Origin of the sequence: Rhizobium sp. L51/94 (assembly GCF_019355555.1) — a bacterium.
GTDB classification, from domain to species: Bacteria; Pseudomonadota; Alphaproteobacteria; order Rhizobiales; family Rhizobiaceae; genus Rhizobium; species Rhizobium rhododendri.
This window is the reverse complement of record NZ_CP072142.1, coordinates 1,057,778-1,077,419: the sequence shown is the minus strand read 5'-3', so window position 1 is coordinate 1,077,419 and position 19,642 is coordinate 1,057,778. Positions and strand designations below refer to the sequence as shown.

Sequence of the window (19,642 nt, the reverse complement as noted above, 5' to 3'; positions counted from 1 at the left end):
CTTCCTTCCGGCGCGGCGACGACAATCTCCGCTCCGGCCACAGAAATTGAATGGCCAACTCGAGAAGTTTGCGCCCACCCGGCTGCAAAACTCGTTGATACTCATACAATCCAATCTAATTGCTGGCCTTTGTCAATAAGCCATTTTCATATTTCGATAGATCGCAATTCTCGATTTCAATTGCCGGGTTCTTGCTGTAGCGCTCTTCACAGAAACGGCTTTTGATGGCTATTCCATCGACAGAGTTGGTCGTGATGTGCATGACGGAGGAGGATCGCGGATGGCATCGGTAAGGAATGACAAGACGAGCGCAAATGCGCCGCAGCCCCATTCACCGCAGGAGATCGCGGCGCTTTACGATGCGTCGGGCTACGATCTCGATACCCATCCGGCCCATATGATCCGTCGCGCCCATCAGCGCGCGACGACCTGCTTCCAGAATGCCATGACAGGCTACGATCTGACGCCGACCCAGCACGCAGCCCTTGCAACGCTGCTTAAACACGGCGAATTGTCGCAAAACCATCTCGGTCGCATCACCGCGATGGATCGCTCGACCATCAGCATTGTCGTACGCAAGCTGATGGAGAGCGGCCTCGTGCAAAGCTCGCCGTCCAGCACCGACCAAAGGCTGTCCGTGCTAAGCCTGACGCCTGTCGGCATCGAATACACCCTGCCGCTGCTTAAGCTCAGCATCGACTCCGTGGAGCAATTTTTGGCGCCGCTGTCGTCGCGAGAGCGATCAACTTTTGTCAAGCTGCTTGGAAAACTGACGGACGCAGAGTGAAATCAAGCAGCGCATGCCAGCATGGCAGCAGCACGATTGATCCTGGCAACGCCTTGAAATATCGTTGACAATCGAACGAGTCTGAAGAGCAGCGGCGGTAGCGGCGCGCGTGGATTCTTGCAAGCTGACATGCGAATCGCCAAAGGCTTGCACATCGATAAAAATCTTAGCTTCGAAGTGCTTGACAAGTGCAAACGCTTGATCCTTATTTGTATGACCATCAACGATATGGTCGAGATGCAAAGGCATCGAAATAAAGCAAAAAAGGGGTTCTATCATGCTGACTTCTTTGCATTCTTCCTATTTTATGACGCACCGAAATCGGAAGTTGACGGCGCGTATCCTTAGCGTCACCCTCAGCCTTTCCGCTATTGCTCTTCCGATATCCGCCGAGGCGGCGGGCGTCACGCTGAAAGTATTCGGCGGCTCCTCCCTTGACGTTTTGGCGCCTCGAGAAAAACCTGAGGTCCAGACCAAGATCCGCGACGAAATCATCTCCGGATTCCTCAAGGCGCATCCGGAAGTAGCCAGCATCGAATGGGATGCGCAGGGGCCGCAAGCCGGTTCGCTGCAGCGTATGATGACTGCCAAGCTGTCGGGCCAGGAAATGGATCTGGTTGCCTGCTCGGCCTTCTGGGTCAATGGAGCCTATGTACGCCGCGGTCTGCTGAAGCCGATAACCGACGATGTGAAGCCGTTCGCCGCCAATGTCGACGCCACCAGCTTTGGAGCATTTACGGTCAACGGCAAGATCTACGGCGTGCCGATCAGTTCGCTGTCAACATCGACGATCTTCTACAATGTCGGTCTGTTCAAGAAGCTCGGCATTCCGACGCCTCCGACCTATGAAGACCTCAAGGCGGCGGTGCCGAAGCTCAAGGCAGCCGGCGTCATCCCGCTTCTGCACCAGGGCGCCAATTCGGTCATGTGGCCGATGTGGTATTTCGAGACCCTGTCTCAATCGAGCGGCGACGCGGTGAGCCTCACCCAACAGCAACTCGAAGGCAATGAACCGTTCGATGATGCCAAGAGCATCGAAGCCTTTCAGTTGATCAAGCAATGGACAGACGACGGCATTCTGTCCAAGGATTCGCTTTCCGTCGACATGGAGGGCATGAGGGCCGCTTTCGCCAGCGGCAAGAGCGCGATGTATTATGGCGGCACTTGGGAAGTTCCGTCCCTAAAAGATAGCGTCAAGAACTTTACCTGGGGCGTCTTCCCCTTCCCGAAGATGCCTGGAACGCCCGGGGCGCCTAAGCATGGCGGCGGCGCCGACAACGGCATGTGCCTTAGCGCCTCCATTCCGGACGAAAAGGTCAAGCCTGCACTCGACTTCATTGCCTATCTGACAAAGCCTGATATCGCAAAAATCTATCTGGACGCAGACCAGCCGATCGCCACATCGATCAAGGGTGTCGATGGCGTTGACGAACCCTATGCCAAGGAACTGCGCGCGAACACGTTCCCCGATACTGTCAAATTCCTCGACTGGGTCTGGCCGAGCGAAGTCACGAGCGCCGTGGCATCGGGTATCGCCGGCGTCGTAGGCGGCACCACGACGCCCCAGGACGCGGCAAAGAGTGTCGAGGCGGCCTTCAAGCAACTGGTGGATGACGGCAACTGGCCGCCGAAGGACTGACACACGTCCCGAGCATGCGAACGGCGCGGGATCTCTTCGCGCCGTCGCCCTCTTCCTGCAGCCGCGGCCTGACACGGCGCCGTTGCGCATCTACGCACACTCTCGTCGCAGTGACGAGCCTATCCGCCTTAGCACGAAAGGCCCAGGCCATGACCCGTTCCGCCAGACAGCGTTTTTCCATCGGTTATCATCTCAACAGCTGGGACCTCACCGGTCAGCCTCTGCGGCCCGCGCTTGAATTTCTAGCCGGTCAAGGTTTCAACTGGTTCGAGATCCTCGCTTTCACCAGCCTGTCCGATCAGTTCGCCCGGAAATACATGCAGCTCGGCAACCTTGCCCCTCCCGGCGTGACCACCGATACCGACATTTTGCGCCGTTATGCGCTTCTATCCGAGGCGCAAAGCGATCTCGGCATCGGGCTGTCGTCGCTCTATGTCAATGCCACCTTCGTCAACCCGGTGCTGTGGGAATACGAACGCGGTTGCCTGATCTCGCTCGCTCGCATTCTGAAAGGCTTCGGTGCACCGGTTCTCGTGCTCGGCGGCGGGCCATCCGAGGCATCGGGCAACAAGCACACAGCGGATGACTACAAGGCGTTTTGCCGAGCCCTCGAGGATATCGGGCGGCGAACGGCCGATCTCGGCATCGCCACGGTCTATCATCCGCATCTCGACACCTTCATCGAGCGTCGCGATCAGCTCGACCGGATGATGGACGAGCTGGATACGCGACACGCCGGCCTTTGCATCGACCCCGCCCACCTAGCCCAGACGCACTCCGATCCGGTGGACGCGCTAAAGACCTATGTGTCGGCGGTGCGCTACATGCATCTCAAGGACACCAAGGTCGACGACAGCCTCGTCGGCCCGGAGCGCTACGCTGCTTTCTGCGAGTTGGGCGCCGGGGTCGTCGATTTGCCCGGATTGGCCGACGTCCTGATCGACGCCGACTATGACGGCCTCGCCATCGTCGAGCTGGATGCCTCGCAGAAGACCGCCGAGCAGAGCGCCATCGAGAGCATCGCCTACCTCACGGAAACGCTCGGCCTTTCTCTCAACCCCCTCAAGGGCTGAGGAAGAAGCGCCGTGGCCACCTCGCCCAAACGACGCATCCAGCTCGACAGCGACCCGATCGTGGCGACATTGATGCTGGTGCCGGCAGTGGCGCTGCTCGGGCTGTTCTTCATTTGGCCATTCTTTCGGGGCCTGTGGATCAGCCTGACGCGCTGGGATGGTTTTTCCAATCCGACTTTCGTCGGTCTGACCAATTACCTCAGACTGCTGCACGACCACGTGTTTCTCGGCGCTATCGAGAACAACCTGATCTTCGTCGTTCTGATCCTGATCTTCAAGAACACGCTCGGTCTAGGCCTGGCTATGCTGCTCGATAGAGCGATTTTTCTGCGCGGACCAATCCGCGCAGCCGTGTTCATTCCCGTCACCCTATCTTTCGCGGCAACCGGGTTGCTCTGGTCGTGGATCTACAATCCGGTTTTCGGCCTTCTCAATGCCGCACTCGATCTGGTCGGCCTTTCCTGGCTTAAGCAGTCGTGGCTCGGCGATGCGGATATCGCGCTCTACTCGATCGTCGCGGTCGATATCTGGAAATGGCTCGGCTTCCATGCGGTGATCTATCTTGCCGGACTGCAGACGATACCGCAGGAGCTCTACGAGGCGGCCCGCATGGATGGCGCCAAGGCATTTTCTCGCTTTCGTCACCTGACCCTGCCGTTGATGATGCCGGTCGTTCTGATTAACGTGATCCTTGGTCTCTCCGGAGCCTTCGTGCGCAACTTCGACATTGTTCAGGTTCTGACGCAGGGCGGACCAAATCATGCCACGGAGGTCGTCATGACGCTGATGGTCAAAACCGCTTTCCAGGATGGCAATATGGGCTACGCCAGTGCCATGGGCTATGCGCTATTCCTGATCGTAGCACTGGGCTGCGTCGCACTTCTCGGACTAATGCGCCGCGCAAAGGTGGACATGTGACCATGACCCTCGATCCAGCCATTTCTCCCGATATCGATGGCGAAAGCCGAAGACGGACGCGGCATCTGCGCTGGAGGGAGCGCCTTGCCGGTCGGTCGGTCGCCGAACTGGTCTTTGTCTATGGTGTACTGGCCATCGTTTTGGTGGAAACGCTCTATCCCCTGGTGTGGGTGCTGTTCGGCTCATTCAAGACCAAAGACGAGGTGATCGCCAATGTCTGGGGACCTCCATCCAGTTTCATCTGGCAAAATTATGTCGAGGCCTGGCGCGTCTCCGGGATGGGCGACCGCATCCTTAACAGCATCATTGTCACCGGTGTCGCACTTGTGGTGCTGCTGATGGCAGCGACGCCTGCTGCCTATGCCCTGTCACGGCTGACATTTCGCGGACGCAACCTCATCCTCGCGCTGATTGTCTTGGCGATGCTCGTGCCGCCGCAGGTCATGGCCATTCCGCTGTTCATGACAGCGCGCGATCTGGGCTTGATCAACAGCCGTCTGGGCGTGGCGCTTATTCATGCGGCAGCTAATCTGCCGCTGTCCATCTTCATCCTACGCAGCTTCTTCCTGTCGCTCCCGATTGAACTCGAGGATGCGGGGCGCATGGATGGTGCGAACCGCCTTCAGATCCTTTGGTTGATCATGCTACCGCTGGTGCGCCCCGGCCTGGCGCTGGTGATCATCTTCGGCTTCATCGAGATCTGGAACGACTTCTTCCTCTCCTTCCTGCTTCTGCGTGAGCCTGCAGTACAGACCATTCCGCTTGGGCTTGTGGCATTCTTCCAGCAATACGGCTCGATGTGGAATCTCTATTTTGCCGCCCTGACGATCACAACCCTGCCGGTGATCGCCGTCTTTGTGCTGATGCAGCGGCAGTTCATCGCCGGTCTGACCGCCGGCGCCGTCAAGTCCTGAGAGAAAGTCCATATCAATGAGCTCACCTTCTTCCAAAGTTCCTATCGGCGTCGGCGTCATCGGTTGCGGCGAGATCGCCCAGCTCATGCACCTGCCGATTCTCCAGGAACTCACAACGCTGAAGATCGCCGCGATCTGCGACTTGTCTCAGACGGTGCTGGATACGCTCGGAACGCAGTACGGCGTGGCGGCACGTTACCGGGACTATCGCGACCTTTTGAACGACCCGACCGTCGACGCGGTAGTCATCTGCACCTACGATCATGGCCCTGTAGTATCGGCGGCCATCGCAGCCGGTAAGCATATTATAGTTGAAAAACCCTTGGCCTTCACCGCGGAAGAGGCCCGCCCGCTTGTCGCGGCGGCTGAAGCCAGCGGGCTTGTCGCCATCGTCGGCTACATGAAGCTCTATGATCCGGGCTACCGGATCGGCCTCGAGCAGCTTGCCCGGATCGGTCGGCCGAAGATGATCCACATGCACGACTTTGCCGGTCGTTTCGATCGCTACCAGCAACTTTATACCCAAGTTCGGGGCAAGGACGTCGACACGGCTCTGATCGCCAAGACGCAGTCGGATGTCGCCTCTGACGTCCGACGCTTCCTAGGCGAGGATCATGCTGCTTATCATGATCTCTACATGACGCTGCTTATGCTCGGCAGTCACGATCTTGCAGTCCTGCGCGGCGCCTTCGGCGTCGCAGAAGCGGTGGACTATGTGCAAGCGGTCGGCCCTACTCACATCATGGCCGTGCTCGGCTTTCCCGACCGCGTCCCGGCTCTGCTGGAGGTTGCCTTCGGTGCACAGTACGAATGGTGGGACGAGTGGATGACAGTCCATGGCGAAGCCCACGAGATGCGCATCGAGTTCCAGAACCCCTATGTCAGGAATGCTGCAGCCACCGTGCGCCTTCGCGAGGCGTCCGGCGAAAATTCGAGCGAGAGAATATTGCCCGGCACCCCCGACACCGCGTTCCGCAAGCAGTGGCAGCACTTCGTCGCCTGCATCCATGACACGGCAACCCCGATAACACCGCTCCAGGGCGGGTTGGACGATCTGGAGTTGGCGGAAAAGATCATCAAAGCGCTGCCGCGAAAGACGGCCTGACGCCGCGGGCTGGTTGCTGACTGAAACACCGGGATTGGTTATCGGCGCCGTATGTTTCCGAACATTTTGATTGATGCGTTCAGCGCCGCGCGCTCAAATAAGATATCTGGGAGAGAACCATGGGCAGCATTACCCTTCAGAAGGTTTCGAAGGTCTTTGGCGAAGCCCAAGTCATTCCTTCCATCGACCTTGAAATCAAGGACGGCGAATTCGTCGTTTTCGTCGGCCCGTCCGGTTGCGGCAAGTCGACGCTGCTCCGCCTGATCGCCGGTCTCGAAGATGTCTCCGGCGGCAAGATCATCATCGACGGCAAGGACGGCACGAGCCTCGGCCCTTCCGAGCGCGGTCTTGCCATGGTGTTCCAGTCCTATGCGCTCTATCCGCATATGAGCGTGCGCAGCAACATCGCCTTCCCGCTGAAGATGGGCGGAATGGCCAAGGACGAGATCGACCGCAAGGTGGCGGAAGCAGCCCGCGTGCTGAACCTTACCGATTATCTCGACCGCAAACCGCGCATGCTGTCCGGCGGCCAGCGCCAACGCGTCGCCATCGGCCGCGCCATCGTCCGCCAGCCGTCGGCCTTCCTGTTCGACGAACCCCTGTCGAACCTCGATGCGGCGCTGCGCGTCAACATGCGCCTCGAGATCAGCGAGTTGCATCAGCAGCTGAAGACGACCATGGTCTACGTCACCCACGACCAGGTCGAAGCCATGACCATGGCCGACAAGATCGTCGTGCTCAACCGCGGCAACATCGAGCAGGTCGGCTCGCCGATGGAGCTCTACAAGAACCCGGCCAACCTTTTCGTTTCCGGCTTCATCGGCTCGCCGAAGATGAATTTCGTCACCGGCGTCTATGCCGAGCCCTACGGTGCGCCGACGGTCGGCGTCCGGCCGGAGCATATTCTGCTGTCGACGGAGAGCGGCGTGTGGCAGGGCAAGGTCATCGTCGCCGAGCATCTCGGCTCCGACACCTTCCTGCATGTGGATGTCGAGGGCATCGGCCACATCACCGCGCGCGGCACCGGCGAATTCCCGGTCAAGGCCGGCGAGACCGTCTACATGACCCCGGACCGCAGCCGCGTCCACCGGTTCGACGACAAGGGACTGGCGATGTCTATAGGTGGTCTTGATGCGATCTGAACCCTTGACCACTCACGCTGTGAGACGTTTTCCAAGCAATATCATGAAGTTGGCGCGTAAGGGTGATTTATGGAACTTCTACCGATCTAAAGGATATGACGCGGAGAAAAGCAGTCGTGAATTTCAAGCTGCAATTAAAGCATCGACAGTAAACATGCGGCCACCAGTGCACGAGTGGTCGCTGGTCGCGATTTTCCGAATGCGGCCTTTCGATAATTTACGGCCCATGCAATTCTATCTCGAGTGTGTTGTGCGCAAGGGCTGGGGCATGAAAAGTCGTAGGTGGAGATGGTTCTGGCTTCTCGCTGTCGTTGCTGGCAGTGCGCTGATACCTCCTATCCTATTTGGTCAGCCACGCGTCACAAATGAGGTGATCGGCGGCGACCCCTGGCGCAATACCATCTTCGACTTCCAAACACTTCTTACTGGCTTGGCTGCCGTCGCCGCCGCGAGCTGGACGGTTTACACAATGGAACGGACTGTCGTCCGACAGGAGCGACGACACCGTGAGCTTGTAAGCCTTGCTATCCGTGCTGATCGTCTTCGTGCCGATCGCGCAGTTAACCCTCAATTGGATGACTTTGAGAATTATGTCGATGAGAACATTGCTCAGTTGAAACACATTTTCGGAAGTGACGAGAGTGCAATCAACCAATTCGATGCTGGTACGCGAGATTATCTGGACCTGGGGGTAAGGATCGAGACTTTTTCAGACGCGCTGGATTCGAGGAGGCCCGCGATCTCTTTGACGGCCAGATGGCATATTCGCTCGCACGCATCCGCGACTCAATACAGGAAATGACCCAAACTTGGCATAGTGCGGAACGGTATTCTCCTCCTCCTGGGATGATGCGGATACATCTGACCCTCACCGAAGAAGAGCGGGCAGATGCCATTGTCACTTGGCGCGAAGCCGCCCGCGTTACCCGCGGTCACATTATGACTCTTGAGGAATTCACATCTGCCTTTTACGGAAGCTTGCTGGAAATGAAGAAAACCTATGAGCCTTGAGGATACGCTCCTGCTGGAACATTTGATAACAGCGGTGTCTGGTCGGCACCCGCAGCGGGTAAATCCATATCATATCTTTTACTGGGGGCGCTGGGCTGCGTCATTCAGTGAGCTCGCGCACCTCAGCACGCAACTCGCCGACCAAATGAAGAGAGCCTGTCACAAGGATCCATCCATGTGAGGTTTGGATCGCTTCAGCAAGTGCGTCGGGCGCATTATCGACAGCGCTGCACACTACGCCATAGTCCTTCGCAATCAGCGTCAATGCCTTTGGATCGAAAGCAGGAGGGCCATTCTTGGCTTTCGTAAATATGATCCGCTCCGCGCGCTGTGCCAGTAGGGCAATGAGGTCGCTGGCTGCCTTGTCGGACGCAAATCCCGCTACGACTGTACATGGCCCCGACAGAATGGGCATTGCATTGAGATCGGATAAGACCTGTTCGAGGTTGAAGGGCACATGCGCGCCATCCAACACCACCGGGAGGGGAAAGGGTTTTCGGATTGTGAATATTTCCATCCTTCCAGGTAGTACCGATGCCTCGCGTGCCTGCGCATCAATCACCCATCCTCCGACCGGATCATTCGGAAGGTCATCAGCGCGTGCCCTGACACCACGCTCTCCTATTTGATGGAGCACCGCTTCCGCCAGAGCAAGATTGCGATGGGCAATCGTCTGCCCCGTTGACAGATCGACGAAGACTTCACGCGCCTGCATTGAGGCAGCGATTTCGTGAACGGCCTGTCCCTCGGCACTCATGCGTGGAACGCCGGTGACGAAGGTCGATCCTCTCTTGATAATCCCCGCTTTGTTCGTTGCGATTGCTGTTTTGGTATTTCCCAACACTGCGGTGTGTTCTAGATCAACATTTGTGAGTACTGCAATTTCCCCATCAATCGCATTGGTAGAGTCGTTTTTACCACCCAAGCCGCACTCCAAAACGACCCATTCAAGCTCCAAAGTCGCAAAGCCTAGAATTGATGCGAGCACCTCGATATCAAACCGAGTCACCTCCCCACCGACCCGCCCCTTTTGCTGAGCCAGCAGCCGCGCTTCTAGTGCCCGACCAATCATCTCTCCTAAAAGAGAGTCGTCGAACGGCGTGCAGGCCAAAGTAAATCGCTCGGTGTACCGCTCGACGTGAGGTGAGGAGAAGCGACCGACGCGAAGGCCCGCGCGACTTAGACCAGCTTCGATCAGTGCCCCAACAGAACCTTTTCCCTTTGTTCCAGCGATATGGACCGTGCGAAAACGCTTTTGCGGCTGACCAAGAAGGTCCAACAGGTCTGAAAGCGGGTTTACGGCGACGTCCATTCCGCCACTGCGATCTGCTCTCTCCCAATCCATCAACCCATCGAGATTAGAAATCTGGCGCTGAAGCGTGGCGGCGTAGTGCTGTCCTGGCATGGAAGCCTCGTATGACGTTGAAGACAAGTTCGCAATGCCAGTTAAAAAAAGAATGATGGCTTTATAGCGTCACGCCCAGGACACCTACCTGTTCAATGCGACATTAGTATCGGCCTTCGCGCAACCCCGGCAATCAAAGGCGTTACCCGCGAGAGGTTTTACGCCTTAATGCTATCATCAAAATCGCCCAGCAGGCCGGCATCCCGCTGGCCGAAATTCGTCATGCGTTATCTTCTCTGCCAAATGGACGAACGCCGAATGCGGAAGATCGGAAAAATCTGGCGGGTTTGTGGAGGCCGGTCAGTTTAATGAAGAACGGATCGATTGCATACCTGTTGCCAAACCTGTCGATCGGCTGGACATATGCCTTGTATGTCCCCATAATCGGAAATTCACCTTCAAGCCCTAGCCTGACCGCCCCGATCTGCGCGATCACGGGATCCGGATCGTGGGCTGCACACCAAAACCGACGTTGCGATCCTTCCAAGCAAAGAAACTCGCAGTCAAATATGATTGCCGTTTTCATACGTCACCGTTTCTCTGCGTTGACGAGTGCTTCTCATTACGAGAAAGATAACTGCACTTTCGGATATAGGACAAGCCTCCCTATAGCATTCCCCATGAACCCGCCCGATTTACAGATTCATTGCGGCGCCAACGCTGCCGAGGGTTGTCCACGAGATTAAGCCGGTCACTAGAGCGGTATATCCGCTCACGGCTACATCGGACGCCCATCGCCGGATGGAGGCCGGTGGCTTGTCGGGAAGGCAGTTCTGGCTGGTTTTCATGAAAGAGGCACGCATACGGACCTATCAACTACCCTTGATGTAAGACGAACACATGCCGCCGCAAAACCTCCCGGCATGCCGCACCCCGACCGACTTGACGATCTTTCGTCTATCTTGTTCATTCGGGGAATGTTCAAAGCCGCAAATGCTGTCCAGATCAGAGTTTCTATCGATGAGATCGAACCAGACGTCTGGCGCCGGCTGGTCCTGCCGGTCCAATGGACCCTAGAGCATCTGCATCTTGGAATTCAGGCTGCATTCAACTGGTGGAACTATCATCTCTATGAGTTCCGGATCGGTGGTCTGCGGTATGGGGAAGTCGAGACCCTGACGGAGGATGCCACCGACGACGATCCTCGGGTCTTCGATCAGAGAGAGGTCCGTTTGCTGGACTTCGAGCAAGGTTCCGTGTTCAGCTACCATTATGATTTCGGGGACGACTGGCAGCACACCGTCGTGGTTGAAGAGTTCTTGACGCTCACTGCTACGCCGAAGCACGGGAGCTGTGTCGCAGGCGCAAGGGCGCGACCACCGGAGGATGTCGGCGGCGTGTCGGGATATGAGCGGTTCCTGGAGATCATCGCCGACCGGGAAGACCCGGAGTATGATGAAACCATCCGTTGGTGCGGTGGCTACTTCGATCCGGTATGGTTTGACCTTTCGACTGCCGACAAGGATCTGCGCAATGCGTTGCGCTCCAACGTGAAACGGCGCTTGTATCAACCGAAGCCGAAGTCTGTCCCAAAGAAATGAGTTAGCTGGGTGCGAGGCGGCGGTCCTGATGGAATACGTATTCTCGCCAACTCCGCCAGGCAACGACAGCCTGTCCCTCTGTAGTAAGACCTTCGGGCACCGACTGCTGCGTCCTTTAGGACGACGGTTCAAGCGTTCTGACTTCGATGACCAACGCCTTTTAACGCCGGAGAGTTTAGAAGCGTCAACGATACTGCTCGGTGGGTTGTCGGCGGCTGATTCTCGCTGTGGCATTGCGCCAACGTCTCAATCCATGTTGCGATATCACCCGGAATGGCGACTTCTCCCGACTCCAGCGCCTCGATCCAGGCAAGGTCGCAATGCAGCGAGTTTACCAAATCAATCGATGTCCAGCGGATGAGGTTCAGGCATTCTCTGAAACGGTCGGGCGTCATGTTGACCACTCCTAGTCCTCAAAGTTCGAACGACTCTGTTGTGCCATTATACCCTCATTGCCGAGCCTCGAGCGGGAGCCGCTCGCGTCTATCCTGAGACGCGAGATTTCTAGCCCGCGCGGCGTTTTCCATGATCTTCGCAAATTCACCCAACGGCACGTGATCAGCACGAAGCATGAGCCGGATCACCGGATCATGGAGAACTTCCGACATCGTCAAATCATCGTGGCACATGCGATCACCCTCTTTTTTGTGAGGTTGATAGCGCTGGTCTGTGACGCCAACATGATGAGAGCGAGGCTAGATTTGGGCCTGCCTTGACAGCGCGGCCGGCCATGGAAATCCGGAATGCATCGAGAGCAGGTGCCGCCCGCGATCTGTTGCAACTTTGCCGCATCTCAAAGATTAGCCAAAAATCTAGCCGAGTTCGACTTGGCCTGCGTCCCCAATCGATCTAGGATTGGCAATCATCAACACGGTTCTAGGGAGTTTTCGATGGCTAATTTTCACAACTCCCGAGCAGCTTACGCGAAGTTCGCCTGAAGCCTGCAGCGTTTTTTCGACGCGATAGAACCTGATTGGCTGGTGCCACCCTCCCGTCGATCATTCCTCACAAAACCGTTTCGCGCGTTTCTGCGCGGACATCCTTTTCCCTGTGAAGGAGCCGGCGTGAGCCGGATATATCAATGGCTTTTGGTATCAAATCCCGCCGCAGCGGGGCTTTTCGCAGCGTCTTCCGTTTTTGCTGGGCTCATTGGAAGCATCAGCCGGGCCGTGCGCTTTTCATGTTGTTTACTGTCATGCTCTCGACGCTTGCGGATGTGCTGACACCTCTGTTCTCCGGTCGGCTGGTCGATGCCGTGGTATCCGGGCAGGCGAGCGATGCCACAACATGGAGCAATGCCATCAACGCCTTTTGTTGGCTGATGGGACTGTCGATCGGCGCCGTCATGCTACGGCATGCGACGTTCACTGCCATTATAGGCTTCACCCTGAAGTCGATGTCTGAGATTGCCGCGGACTCTTTCGCCCATATTCAGCGGTTTTCGAGCGAATGGCATGCCAACAGCTTCGCCGGCTCTACCGTGCGCAAGGTGACGCGCGGCATGTGGGCGCTTGACGTCCTCAATGACACCGTCTTCGTAGCGCTATTCCCGTCGCTGGTGATGCTCATCGGCTCAACGATCCTGATGACTTGGTACTGGCCGATGATGGGAGTGCTGGTCGGCGCCGGTTCAGTCCTCTTTATTGTGTTCACTGCGGTGATGGCATTGCGCTATGTCGCGCCGATGGCCAGCATGGCCAACAGTTGGGATACGCGTCTTGGAGGCGCGCTCGCCGACGCGGTGACGTGTAATGCGGTGGTTAAAGCCTTTGGTGCCGAAAGCCGTGAAGACGAGCGCCTCTCCCTCGTCACTCGCAAGTGGCAAGATCGAACACGACGGACCTGGACGCGGGGCACCCTGAACGGCACCTCGCAGAATGCGCTGCTTAGCCTGTTGCGTGGGTGCGTGCTGGGCCTTGCCCTCTGGCTCTGGGCCAATGGCAAGGCCAATGCCGGCGACATCACCTTCGTCCTGACCGCGTTTTTCATTCTACAGGGCTACCTGCGCGAAATCGGCATGCATATCCGTAACCTCCAGCGCTCGGTCAACGACATGGAGGAGCTTGTCACCATCCATGCCCAGCCTTTGGGGGTCGAAGACGTTCGCGGGGCACCTGCGCTCCATGTGGAAGCTGGCTTGATCACCTTCGATCGTGTCACCTTCCACTATGGCAACCACCACGCCCCGCTCTACAAAGATTTCTCGGTCACCATCAAGCCTGGCGAACGGGTGGGCCTCGTCGGCCATTCTGGCTCTGGAAAGACAACCTTCATCAAACTGATCCAGCGTCTGCATGATATCAACGGTGGGATAATCTTGATCGACGGGCAGGATATTTCCAAGGTGGCTCAGACCTCTCTTCGCCGCCAGATCGCCATTGTCCAGCAGGAACCCATCCTGTTTCACCGCTCGCTGGCGGAGAATATCGCCTACGCAAGACCAACCGCTACGCAAGCAGAAATCAGAACGGCCGCGCGGCTCGCCAGCGCCCATGACTTCATAGAGGCGTTGCCAAAGGGCTATTCGACACTAGTCGGCGAACGTGGCATCAAACTTTCCGGTGGCGAACGGCAACGGATCGCCATCGCCCGGGCATTCCTGGCTGACGCGCCCATCCTGATCCTCGACGAGGCGACCTCTAGTCTCGATTCAGAGTCGGAGATGCTCATCCAGGAGGCAATGGAGAAGCTAATGGAGGGCCGTACAACACTCGTCGTCGCTCACCGGCTGTCGACAGTGCGGGCGCTTGATCGGCTGCTAGTCTTCAAACACGGACATATTGCCGAGGAAGGCACCCATGCTAGCCTGATCCGGCGCGAGAGCGGTATCTACCGGGGGCTTTTCGAGCGCCAGGCACTGGATCTGACGAAGGGCATCGCGAGCGGAGGGCTGATCGGCTGACAAGAGGCAATAGCCAGCCTACTCACCAGAGAATGGGGCCACCGCGACAGGCTAGGTGGCCCCTCGCCTTGAAAGGATATGAACTTCTGACCCACGATTGAAAAGCGGCAACGCTTTGGACTACCGCGACAACTGATTTTGTTCATGATCCTGCAAAGACTGCAACCAATCGTTTTGAAATGACTTGGATCGGCGCTGCCCGCTTCAGATCTGAATGCACCACGAGCCATATGTCGCGAGAGATCAGCAGCCCGCCGGAAGGGACTGTTGCCAACGCTGCATCATGTTCTCCCATGAAGTCTGGTAATGCGGCAATGCCTCCACCGGACCGCGCTGCAGCCTGCTGCAGTTCGAGGTTGCTCGCGTAAAATGAAAATGATCGCCCCTTTGCAAACGCTTCGATTGCTGCCTGCTGGGGAGCACGAGCAAATGGCTCGTCATAACCAATGAAGCGCCAGTTTTCTTCAGTCGTGACCGCCAGATAGCTTGGGGTGGCGTAGAGCCGGAAGTCCATCTTCCCCAACTTTGTAATTGTCAGATCGCCTGAATCAGGCCGAGTCAGCCGAATTGCAATGTCTGCCTCTCCTCCATAAAGAGAAGCAGTGCGTGCCTCGCCAATAAGCCTGATTGTCAAACGTGGATGACGATTTTGCAACTCTACTAACGGCGCTGTGAGAAGATACGCGGCAAGGGCGGGCGGCGCGCTGATTGTGACTGTTCCGGACAATTCGGAACGAGCGCCATCGGCAGCTCTCTCGACAGCTCGTGCTTCGGCCTCCATTTTGTTGGCAATAGCGGCTATCCGCTCGCCTTCCCCTGTTAAAGTCCAGCGGCGGCCTCGCCGGTCAACAAGCGGGATTCCAAGAAACTCTTCCAACGTTGCAACGCGTCGTGCAACGGTGGCATGTTCGACCGAAAGCATCCGCGCGGCGGCGGACAGGGAACCGGCGGCGGCCAAGGCTCGGAAGTGGCGGAGATTGTCCCAATTCATCGGTTAAAATATTCACATTGGAGGTTAGTATTTGGGGAATATTATATCACCTTTCTATATGCAAAGCTTCTCTCGAACTTGGGAGACGGTAAAATGGACAAGAAAATTGAATTGATTGCCACGGGCGGTGTCGATGGGCTCAGAGTCAGCGCCTGCCCACCGCTACAGCCTGCCCCTGGCGAAATTCGCATTCGCCACGAGGGGATCGGCGTCAACTTCATCGACATATATCAGCGTATTGGCCTTTATCCCTTGCCGCTGCCTGCTGTGCTTGGCGTGGAGGGCTCAGGTGTTGTCGAGGCAGTAGGCTCCGAAGTTGACGGTATCAATATCGGTGACCGGGTTGCCTACGCAGGTAGTGTTGGCGCATATGCCGCGACCCGCCTTCTGCCAGCTTGGCGTGCCGTAAAACTACCTGCCGGCATCAGTTCTAAAACAGCAGCCGCCTCCTTCTTGCGAGGGTTGACAGCGCATATGCTATTAACCCGTACCTACGCGGTCGGCACGGGACGACCTTGCTGGTTCATGCCGCGGCTGGCGGCCTCGGTACAGTCCTGACCCGCTGGGCAAAACAACTCGGCTGCACCGTTATCGGTACGACGGGAACGTCCGAAAAGGCGGACATTGCCTACGCAAACGGCGCAGACCATGTCCTCGTCGGTCGCGATACGGACATCATCACGGAAGTTCACCGGCTGACGAACAGCAAGGGTGTCGATTTCGCGATAGATGGTATCGGCGGTGAAACGCTGCGGAAGACCCTTGGCTGCGTCAAACGGTTTGGCGTCGTCGCCTCAATCGGGCAAGCGGCTGGTCCGATAGCGCCCATAGCTGTCGAGGAACTGGGGCCGATACGGTCGCTTTCCGTCGCACGGCCCAGCGTCATGGCCTATGCGGCGGAACCAGAAACCTATCGCCTGGGGGCGCAGGCCGTACTTGCTGCGATCCGCAGCGGGATCTTATCCAATACTTCAAGCGAGTACCCGCTGACTGAGGCAGGCAACGCGCAGGACGCGCTAGAACATGGAGAAACGACTGGAACCCTCGTGTTAGTCCCGTGAAGCCACTGATTGGCTCCCATCAACTCCACCTACGAACATTTGAGGCAATCTTGAAAACGGGACCAGGACGATGGCCAGCTTCCTCCTTAGACGGCTAGAAAAGCACAAATCTCGTAGAACGGGTCTGGCTTTTGCTGCGGTTGCCATCTCGGTATTGTCCTGGTCTTCCGCCTTTCTCGTCATTGCATTTTCGCTAAAGGAAATGCGGCCTATTCCTCTGGCCACAGCGCGGTTCGCAATAGCGGGTCTTATCGCGCTCGGTTGGCTGCTCTGGAGGCGCCCGCAGCTGCCATCCTTGCGGCACATGGTCCGTTTTGCCATCTGCGGCCTGTTCGGCTTCACGCTATATAGTGTTTTTCTGAACACGGGTCAGACGACGGTCTCCGTCGGTGCGGCCAGCTTCATTGAAAACGTCATTCCCATTTTGACGGCCTTGCTCGCCTGGATGTTGCTTGGGGAGCGTTTCAGACTGGTCGGCTGGCTGGGTTTTCTTGTGAGCTTTACTGGTGTCAGTATAATTGCCATGAACCAACCGGGCGACCTGACTTTTGGGGCCGGGTCTACATTCATTCTACTCGCGGCGCTGTGTTCAGCCGTCTACTTCGTTATGCAAAAGCCGTTGGTGCTGATTTACGGAGCACTCCCCTGCACAGCCTACACTATGGTCTTCGGGGCGCTGTTCCTCCTGCCGTGGTCGAAAGATGCAGTCACGGAATTTATGCAGGCTTCGCCTTCGACGATGATCGCTGTGACAGGCTTGGCGATATTTCCGACAATCATCGCCTACCTGGCTTGGAATTATGCCTTGGGTGAATTGCCTGCCGGAGTGGCCGCAAACTTCATCTACCTGATAGCGCCATTTGCAACCTTACTGGCCTTTATTTTTTTCGGCGATGAACCGCCTATGGCAACAGTAGTCGGCGGCGTTATGACAATGCTAGGGACGATTATTGTGGCCAGATGGGGAAACGCTTCATCGCAGAAATCTTGATTTTACGCCAAACTTTACTCAGACTCGGAAGTCAGACGAAATTCGGGATTCGCAAACCCCGGTTCCTTTGCAACCATGGATGCGAGCTCCAGCTTCCGGATCGACGCCTCTATCCAGGCAAGGACCGCGGCTATACGCGCAAGGTGACGCAGATCAGGATGGCTCAACAACCAGATTTCGCGTTCAGGAAATGCCGGTTCATCGAGATGTATGCGCCTTAGGCTCGAAATCTGATCTGCCACGATACAAGGCAGCAGTCCGCGGCCAAGCCCAGCTTCGACGCCTTGAAGCATCGCTTCGGCATCATTGACCGCAAGGGGCGAAGGTATGCCGTCCTTCTCCATTGCTTTCGCGATCCAACGGGCCTGCGGCAAATGTGCCATTCCCTCCTCATACGTAAGCCAAGGTAGTTTTTCCGTGCCGGCATCAACATCATTCGCGACATAGGCTGCGTAAGCAAGCGTGCCTATGCGCTTGGAAAGCACCCTATTGCCAGTATCGCCGGTGGGCCTCGCAAGTCGAAGCGCAATGTCGGCTTCGCGCCGGGTAAGGTTGAGATCACGGGATTCCGCGATCAATTCGACGCGTAGCTGTGGATGCCGGGCCATCAGTTCAGCCGCGGCTGGCACCAAGACCCGGTTGATCAGAAGCGGGACGGCCGTCACACGCACCGTGCCGCTGGCTAAGGCATAGGCTCCCTGCAGCGCTTCCCTCAGCCCACCAAGCTCGGCCTCGACGTTCTCCGCGCGCCTCGCCGCCATCTCGCCGGCCTGGTTTAGACGCATACTCCCGTCCGCACCGCGCTCGAACAGAGACGCTCCAAGTACTGTTTCAATCGCCCGCAACCGGCGAGCAACCGTGGTCGGATCGACGCGAAGCTGCCGGGCGGCCGCAGCTTGTGATCCTTCCCGCATAAGAGCGAGGACATACCGAAAATCGTTCCAATCGAGTGCCTGCATTTTTGCAGCCTATCCCGGCAATAGTTCGGTGTGAAGCGGCAAAAATACCGTTGTAAGGTGGCCGCATCGCAGGGAGATACGATCATGCTTTTCGCCGTTCTGTTTGAAGATGATGCCAACCGCGCAGACGACATCCGTCGAAAGCACATGCCCGCCCACCTCGAGTTCCTGGAACGCAACGCTTCCGTCATCAGGGCAGCAGGTCCGCTCAGGGATGCCGACGATACTCCGGCCGGTGGCCTCTGGGTGGTGCAAGCCGATGACCGAGAGCAGGTGGAGACACTTGTGCAAGTAGATCCCCTCTGGCTGACAGGTTTGCGTCGCTCCGTACGGGTGCTTGCCTGGACGCAGGTCTTTGCCGATGGCGCCCGTGGCGGGAGACAAGACTAGGATGGAGACCGTCACCAACCTGGTTCTGGCAAACCTGTCTGGGAAGCAGTTTCTGTTTCTGCTGGCATCGGCTCTCGTCGCCGGGCTCGCAAGGGGCTTTTCCGGCTTTGGCACGGCTTTGATCTTCATGCCTTTGGCAAGTGCCGTCATTGGTCCTCAGTCAGCGGCACCGCTTCTCCTGATCATCGACGCAGTGACCGCGGTCGGACTCATTCCGGATGCATGGCGGCGCTCAGATCGCCGGGGCGTCTGGACGATGGCCGTCGGAGCAGCGATGGGAGTCCCACTTGGCACCGCTATGTTGACGATGATTGATCCGCTCGCGGTGTGGTGGATCATCGTCCTGGTCGTTGTGCTGCTCCTCATTCTTCTGGTCTCTGGTTGGAGATACCACGGTCGACCATCAGCTCCGCTGACAATTGGCGTCGGAGCAGTTTCCGGCATGTTTACGGGAGCGGCCCAGATCGGTGGGCCGCCGGTGGTTGTCTACTGGCTGGGTGGGTCGATCCCGAGTGCGATCGTACGGGCAAACATCGTGCTGTATTTTGCGATCTCCACGGTGCTGACCGGAGCGAGCTACGTTATCGGCGGCCTGATTACCGAACTTGTCGTGGTTTTCGCGTTGACGACGGGGCCGCTTTACGGATCGGGCCTATACCTCGGTTCGCAACTTTTTGGGCGGGCGAGCGAGACCGTTTTCCGCTGGATTTGCTATGGCCTTATCTCGGCGGCAGCCGTATTCAGCTTGCCGGTCCTTGACCAAATCCTGCGGTAATGAGTTCTTGCAATTTCTTAAGTTCACGAACCTCGTAA

18 protein-coding genes and 3 pseudogenes are annotated in these 19,642 nt (G+C 57.3%); 15 read left to right on the top strand and 6 right to left on the bottom strand.

Annotated features, from left to right (window positions below):
- Positions 1–280 precede the first annotated feature (280 nt).
- Positions 281–787, top strand: coding sequence for a MarR family winged helix-turn-helix transcriptional regulator (locus J5274_RS22910; RefSeq protein ID WP_142831132.1), 507 nt, complete (start codon positions 281–283; stop codon positions 785–787).
- Here J5274_RS22910 and J5274_RS22905 read toward each other — a convergent pair.
- On the bottom strand, positions 743–1,066 hold the full coding sequence (locus J5274_RS22905) for a hypothetical protein (RefSeq protein ID WP_142831131.1): 324 nt from the start codon (positions 1,064–1,066) through the stop codon (positions 743–745). The genes J5274_RS22910 and J5274_RS22905 overlap by 45 nt on opposite strands.
- A 49-nt stretch (positions 1,067–1,115) precedes the next feature.
- On the opposite strand from J5274_RS22905, the gene J5274_RS22900 reads away from it, so the two are divergent.
- The 7 genes from J5274_RS22900 to J5274_RS22870 all read left to right on the top strand — a co-directional run bounded on the left by J5274_RS22900 (position 1,116) and on the right by J5274_RS22870 (position 8,380).
- A complete protein-coding gene (locus tag J5274_RS22900; protein ID WP_257625693.1) occupies positions 1,116–2,426 on the top strand; it encodes an ABC transporter substrate-binding protein in 1,311 nt (436 codons plus the stop codon).
- Between the two features lie 149 nt (positions 2,427–2,575).
- Positions 2,576–3,499, top strand: coding sequence for a sugar phosphate isomerase/epimerase (locus tag J5274_RS22895; RefSeq protein WP_142831130.1), 924 nt, complete (start codon positions 2,576–2,578; stop codon positions 3,497–3,499).
- Positions 3,500–3,511: 12 nt separating this feature from the next.
- On the top strand, positions 3,512–4,417 hold the full coding sequence (locus tag J5274_RS22890; RefSeq protein WP_224129379.1) for a carbohydrate ABC transporter permease: 906 nt from the start codon (positions 3,512–3,514) through the stop codon (positions 4,415–4,417).
- Between the two features lie 2 nt (positions 4,418–4,419).
- Positions 4,420–5,331 carry a carbohydrate ABC transporter permease gene (locus tag J5274_RS22885; protein ID WP_209186046.1) on the top strand — a complete coding sequence of 304 codons (912 nt, stop codon included), beginning with the start codon at positions 4,420–4,422 and terminating at the stop codon, positions 5,329–5,331.
- Between the two features lie 16 nt (positions 5,332–5,347).
- Positions 5,348–6,436: a Gfo/Idh/MocA family protein gene (locus tag J5274_RS22880; protein WP_142831128.1), complete on the top strand. Its 1,089-nt coding sequence runs from the start codon at positions 5,348–5,350 to the stop codon at positions 6,434–6,436.
- A gap of 119 nt (positions 6,437–6,555) precedes the next feature.
- Entirely contained in the window at positions 6,556–7,578 is a 1,023-nt protein-coding gene (locus J5274_RS22875; RefSeq protein ID WP_219275244.1) for an ABC transporter ATP-binding protein, read from the top strand.
- A 43-nt stretch (positions 7,579–7,621) separates the two neighbouring features.
- Positions 7,622–8,380: a hypothetical protein gene (locus J5274_RS22870; RefSeq protein ID WP_219275243.1), complete on the top strand. Its 759-nt coding sequence runs from the start codon at positions 7,622–7,624 to the stop codon at positions 8,378–8,380.
- Between the two features lie 309 nt (positions 8,381–8,689).
- On the opposite strand, the gene J5274_RS22865 is transcribed toward J5274_RS22870, so the two are convergent.
- Positions 8,690–9,994: a folylpolyglutamate synthase/dihydrofolate synthase family protein gene (locus J5274_RS22865; protein WP_219275242.1), complete on the bottom strand. Its 1,305-nt coding sequence runs from the start codon at positions 9,992–9,994 to the stop codon at positions 8,690–8,692.
- Positions 9,995–10,167: 173 nt separating this feature from the next.
- Here J5274_RS22865 and J5274_RS29420 point away from each other — a divergent pair.
- Positions 10,168–10,227: pseudogene (locus tag J5274_RS29420) on the top strand (hypothetical protein); the annotation flags it as partial.
- A 59-nt stretch (positions 10,228–10,286) separates the two neighbouring features.
- On the opposite strand, the pseudogene J5274_RS29000 reads toward J5274_RS29420, so the two are convergent.
- Positions 10,287–10,520: pseudogene (locus J5274_RS29000) on the bottom strand (exonuclease); the annotation flags it as partial.
- Positions 10,521–10,911: 391 nt separating this feature from the next.
- Between J5274_RS29000 and J5274_RS22855 the strand changes: the two are divergent.
- Positions 10,912–11,535 (top strand): plasmid pRiA4b ORF-3 family protein, encoded by a 624-nt coding sequence (locus tag J5274_RS22855; RefSeq protein ID WP_219275686.1) that lies wholly within the window; start codon positions 10,912–10,914, stop codon positions 11,533–11,535.
- A 128-nt stretch (positions 11,536–11,663) separates the two neighbouring features.
- Here the strand turns inward: J5274_RS22855 and J5274_RS22850 are convergent, their stop codons facing one another.
- Positions 11,664–11,930 carry a hypothetical protein gene (locus tag J5274_RS22850; RefSeq protein ID WP_142832153.1) on the bottom strand — a complete coding sequence of 89 codons (267 nt, stop codon included), beginning with the start codon at positions 11,928–11,930 and terminating at the stop codon, positions 11,664–11,666.
- A 686-nt stretch (positions 11,931–12,616) separates the two neighbouring features.
- On the opposite strand from J5274_RS22850, the gene J5274_RS22845 reads away from it, so the two are divergent.
- Positions 12,617–14,437 (top strand): ABC transporter ATP-binding protein, encoded by a 1,821-nt coding sequence (locus J5274_RS22845; RefSeq protein WP_219275241.1) that lies wholly within the window; start codon positions 12,617–12,619, stop codon positions 14,435–14,437.
- Between the two features lie 142 nt (positions 14,438–14,579).
- Here the strand turns inward: J5274_RS22845 and J5274_RS22840 are convergent, their stop codons facing one another.
- Complete coding sequence (locus tag J5274_RS22840) at positions 14,580–15,428, bottom strand: LysR family transcriptional regulator (RefSeq protein ID WP_219275240.1); 849 nt, start codon at positions 15,426–15,428, stop codon at positions 14,580–14,582.
- A 93-nt stretch (positions 15,429–15,521) separates the two neighbouring features.
- Here J5274_RS22840 and J5274_RS29415 point away from each other — a divergent pair.
- Positions 15,522–16,489, top strand: a pseudogene (locus J5274_RS29415) (quinone oxidoreductase).
- A 70-nt stretch (positions 16,490–16,559) separates the two neighbouring features.
- Complete coding sequence (locus J5274_RS22825; protein ID WP_219275237.1) at positions 16,560–17,480, top strand: DMT family transporter; 921 nt, start codon at positions 16,560–16,562, stop codon at positions 17,478–17,480.
- A 14-nt stretch (positions 17,481–17,494) separates the two neighbouring features.
- Here J5274_RS22825 and J5274_RS22820 read toward each other — a convergent pair whose 3' ends face one another.
- Complete coding sequence (locus J5274_RS22820) at positions 17,495–18,439, bottom strand: LysR family transcriptional regulator (RefSeq protein WP_219275236.1); 945 nt, start codon at positions 18,437–18,439, stop codon at positions 17,495–17,497.
- An 84-nt stretch (positions 18,440–18,523) separates the two neighbouring features.
- Here J5274_RS22820 and J5274_RS22815 point away from each other — a divergent pair, with 84 nt between their 5' ends.
- Together J5274_RS22815 and J5274_RS22810 are read left to right on the top strand one after the other, a co-directional pair.
- Positions 18,524–18,829 (top strand): YciI family protein, encoded by a 306-nt coding sequence (locus tag J5274_RS22815; RefSeq protein ID WP_224129375.1) that lies wholly within the window; start codon positions 18,524–18,526, stop codon positions 18,827–18,829.
- A gap of 1 nt (position 18,830) precedes the next feature.
- The gene (locus J5274_RS22810) at positions 18,831–19,604 is read left to right on the top strand and encodes a sulfite exporter TauE/SafE family protein (protein WP_219275235.1); all 774 of its coding nucleotides are present in this window, start codon (positions 18,831–18,833) and stop codon (positions 19,602–19,604) included.
- Positions 19,605–19,642 lie beyond the last annotated feature (38 nt).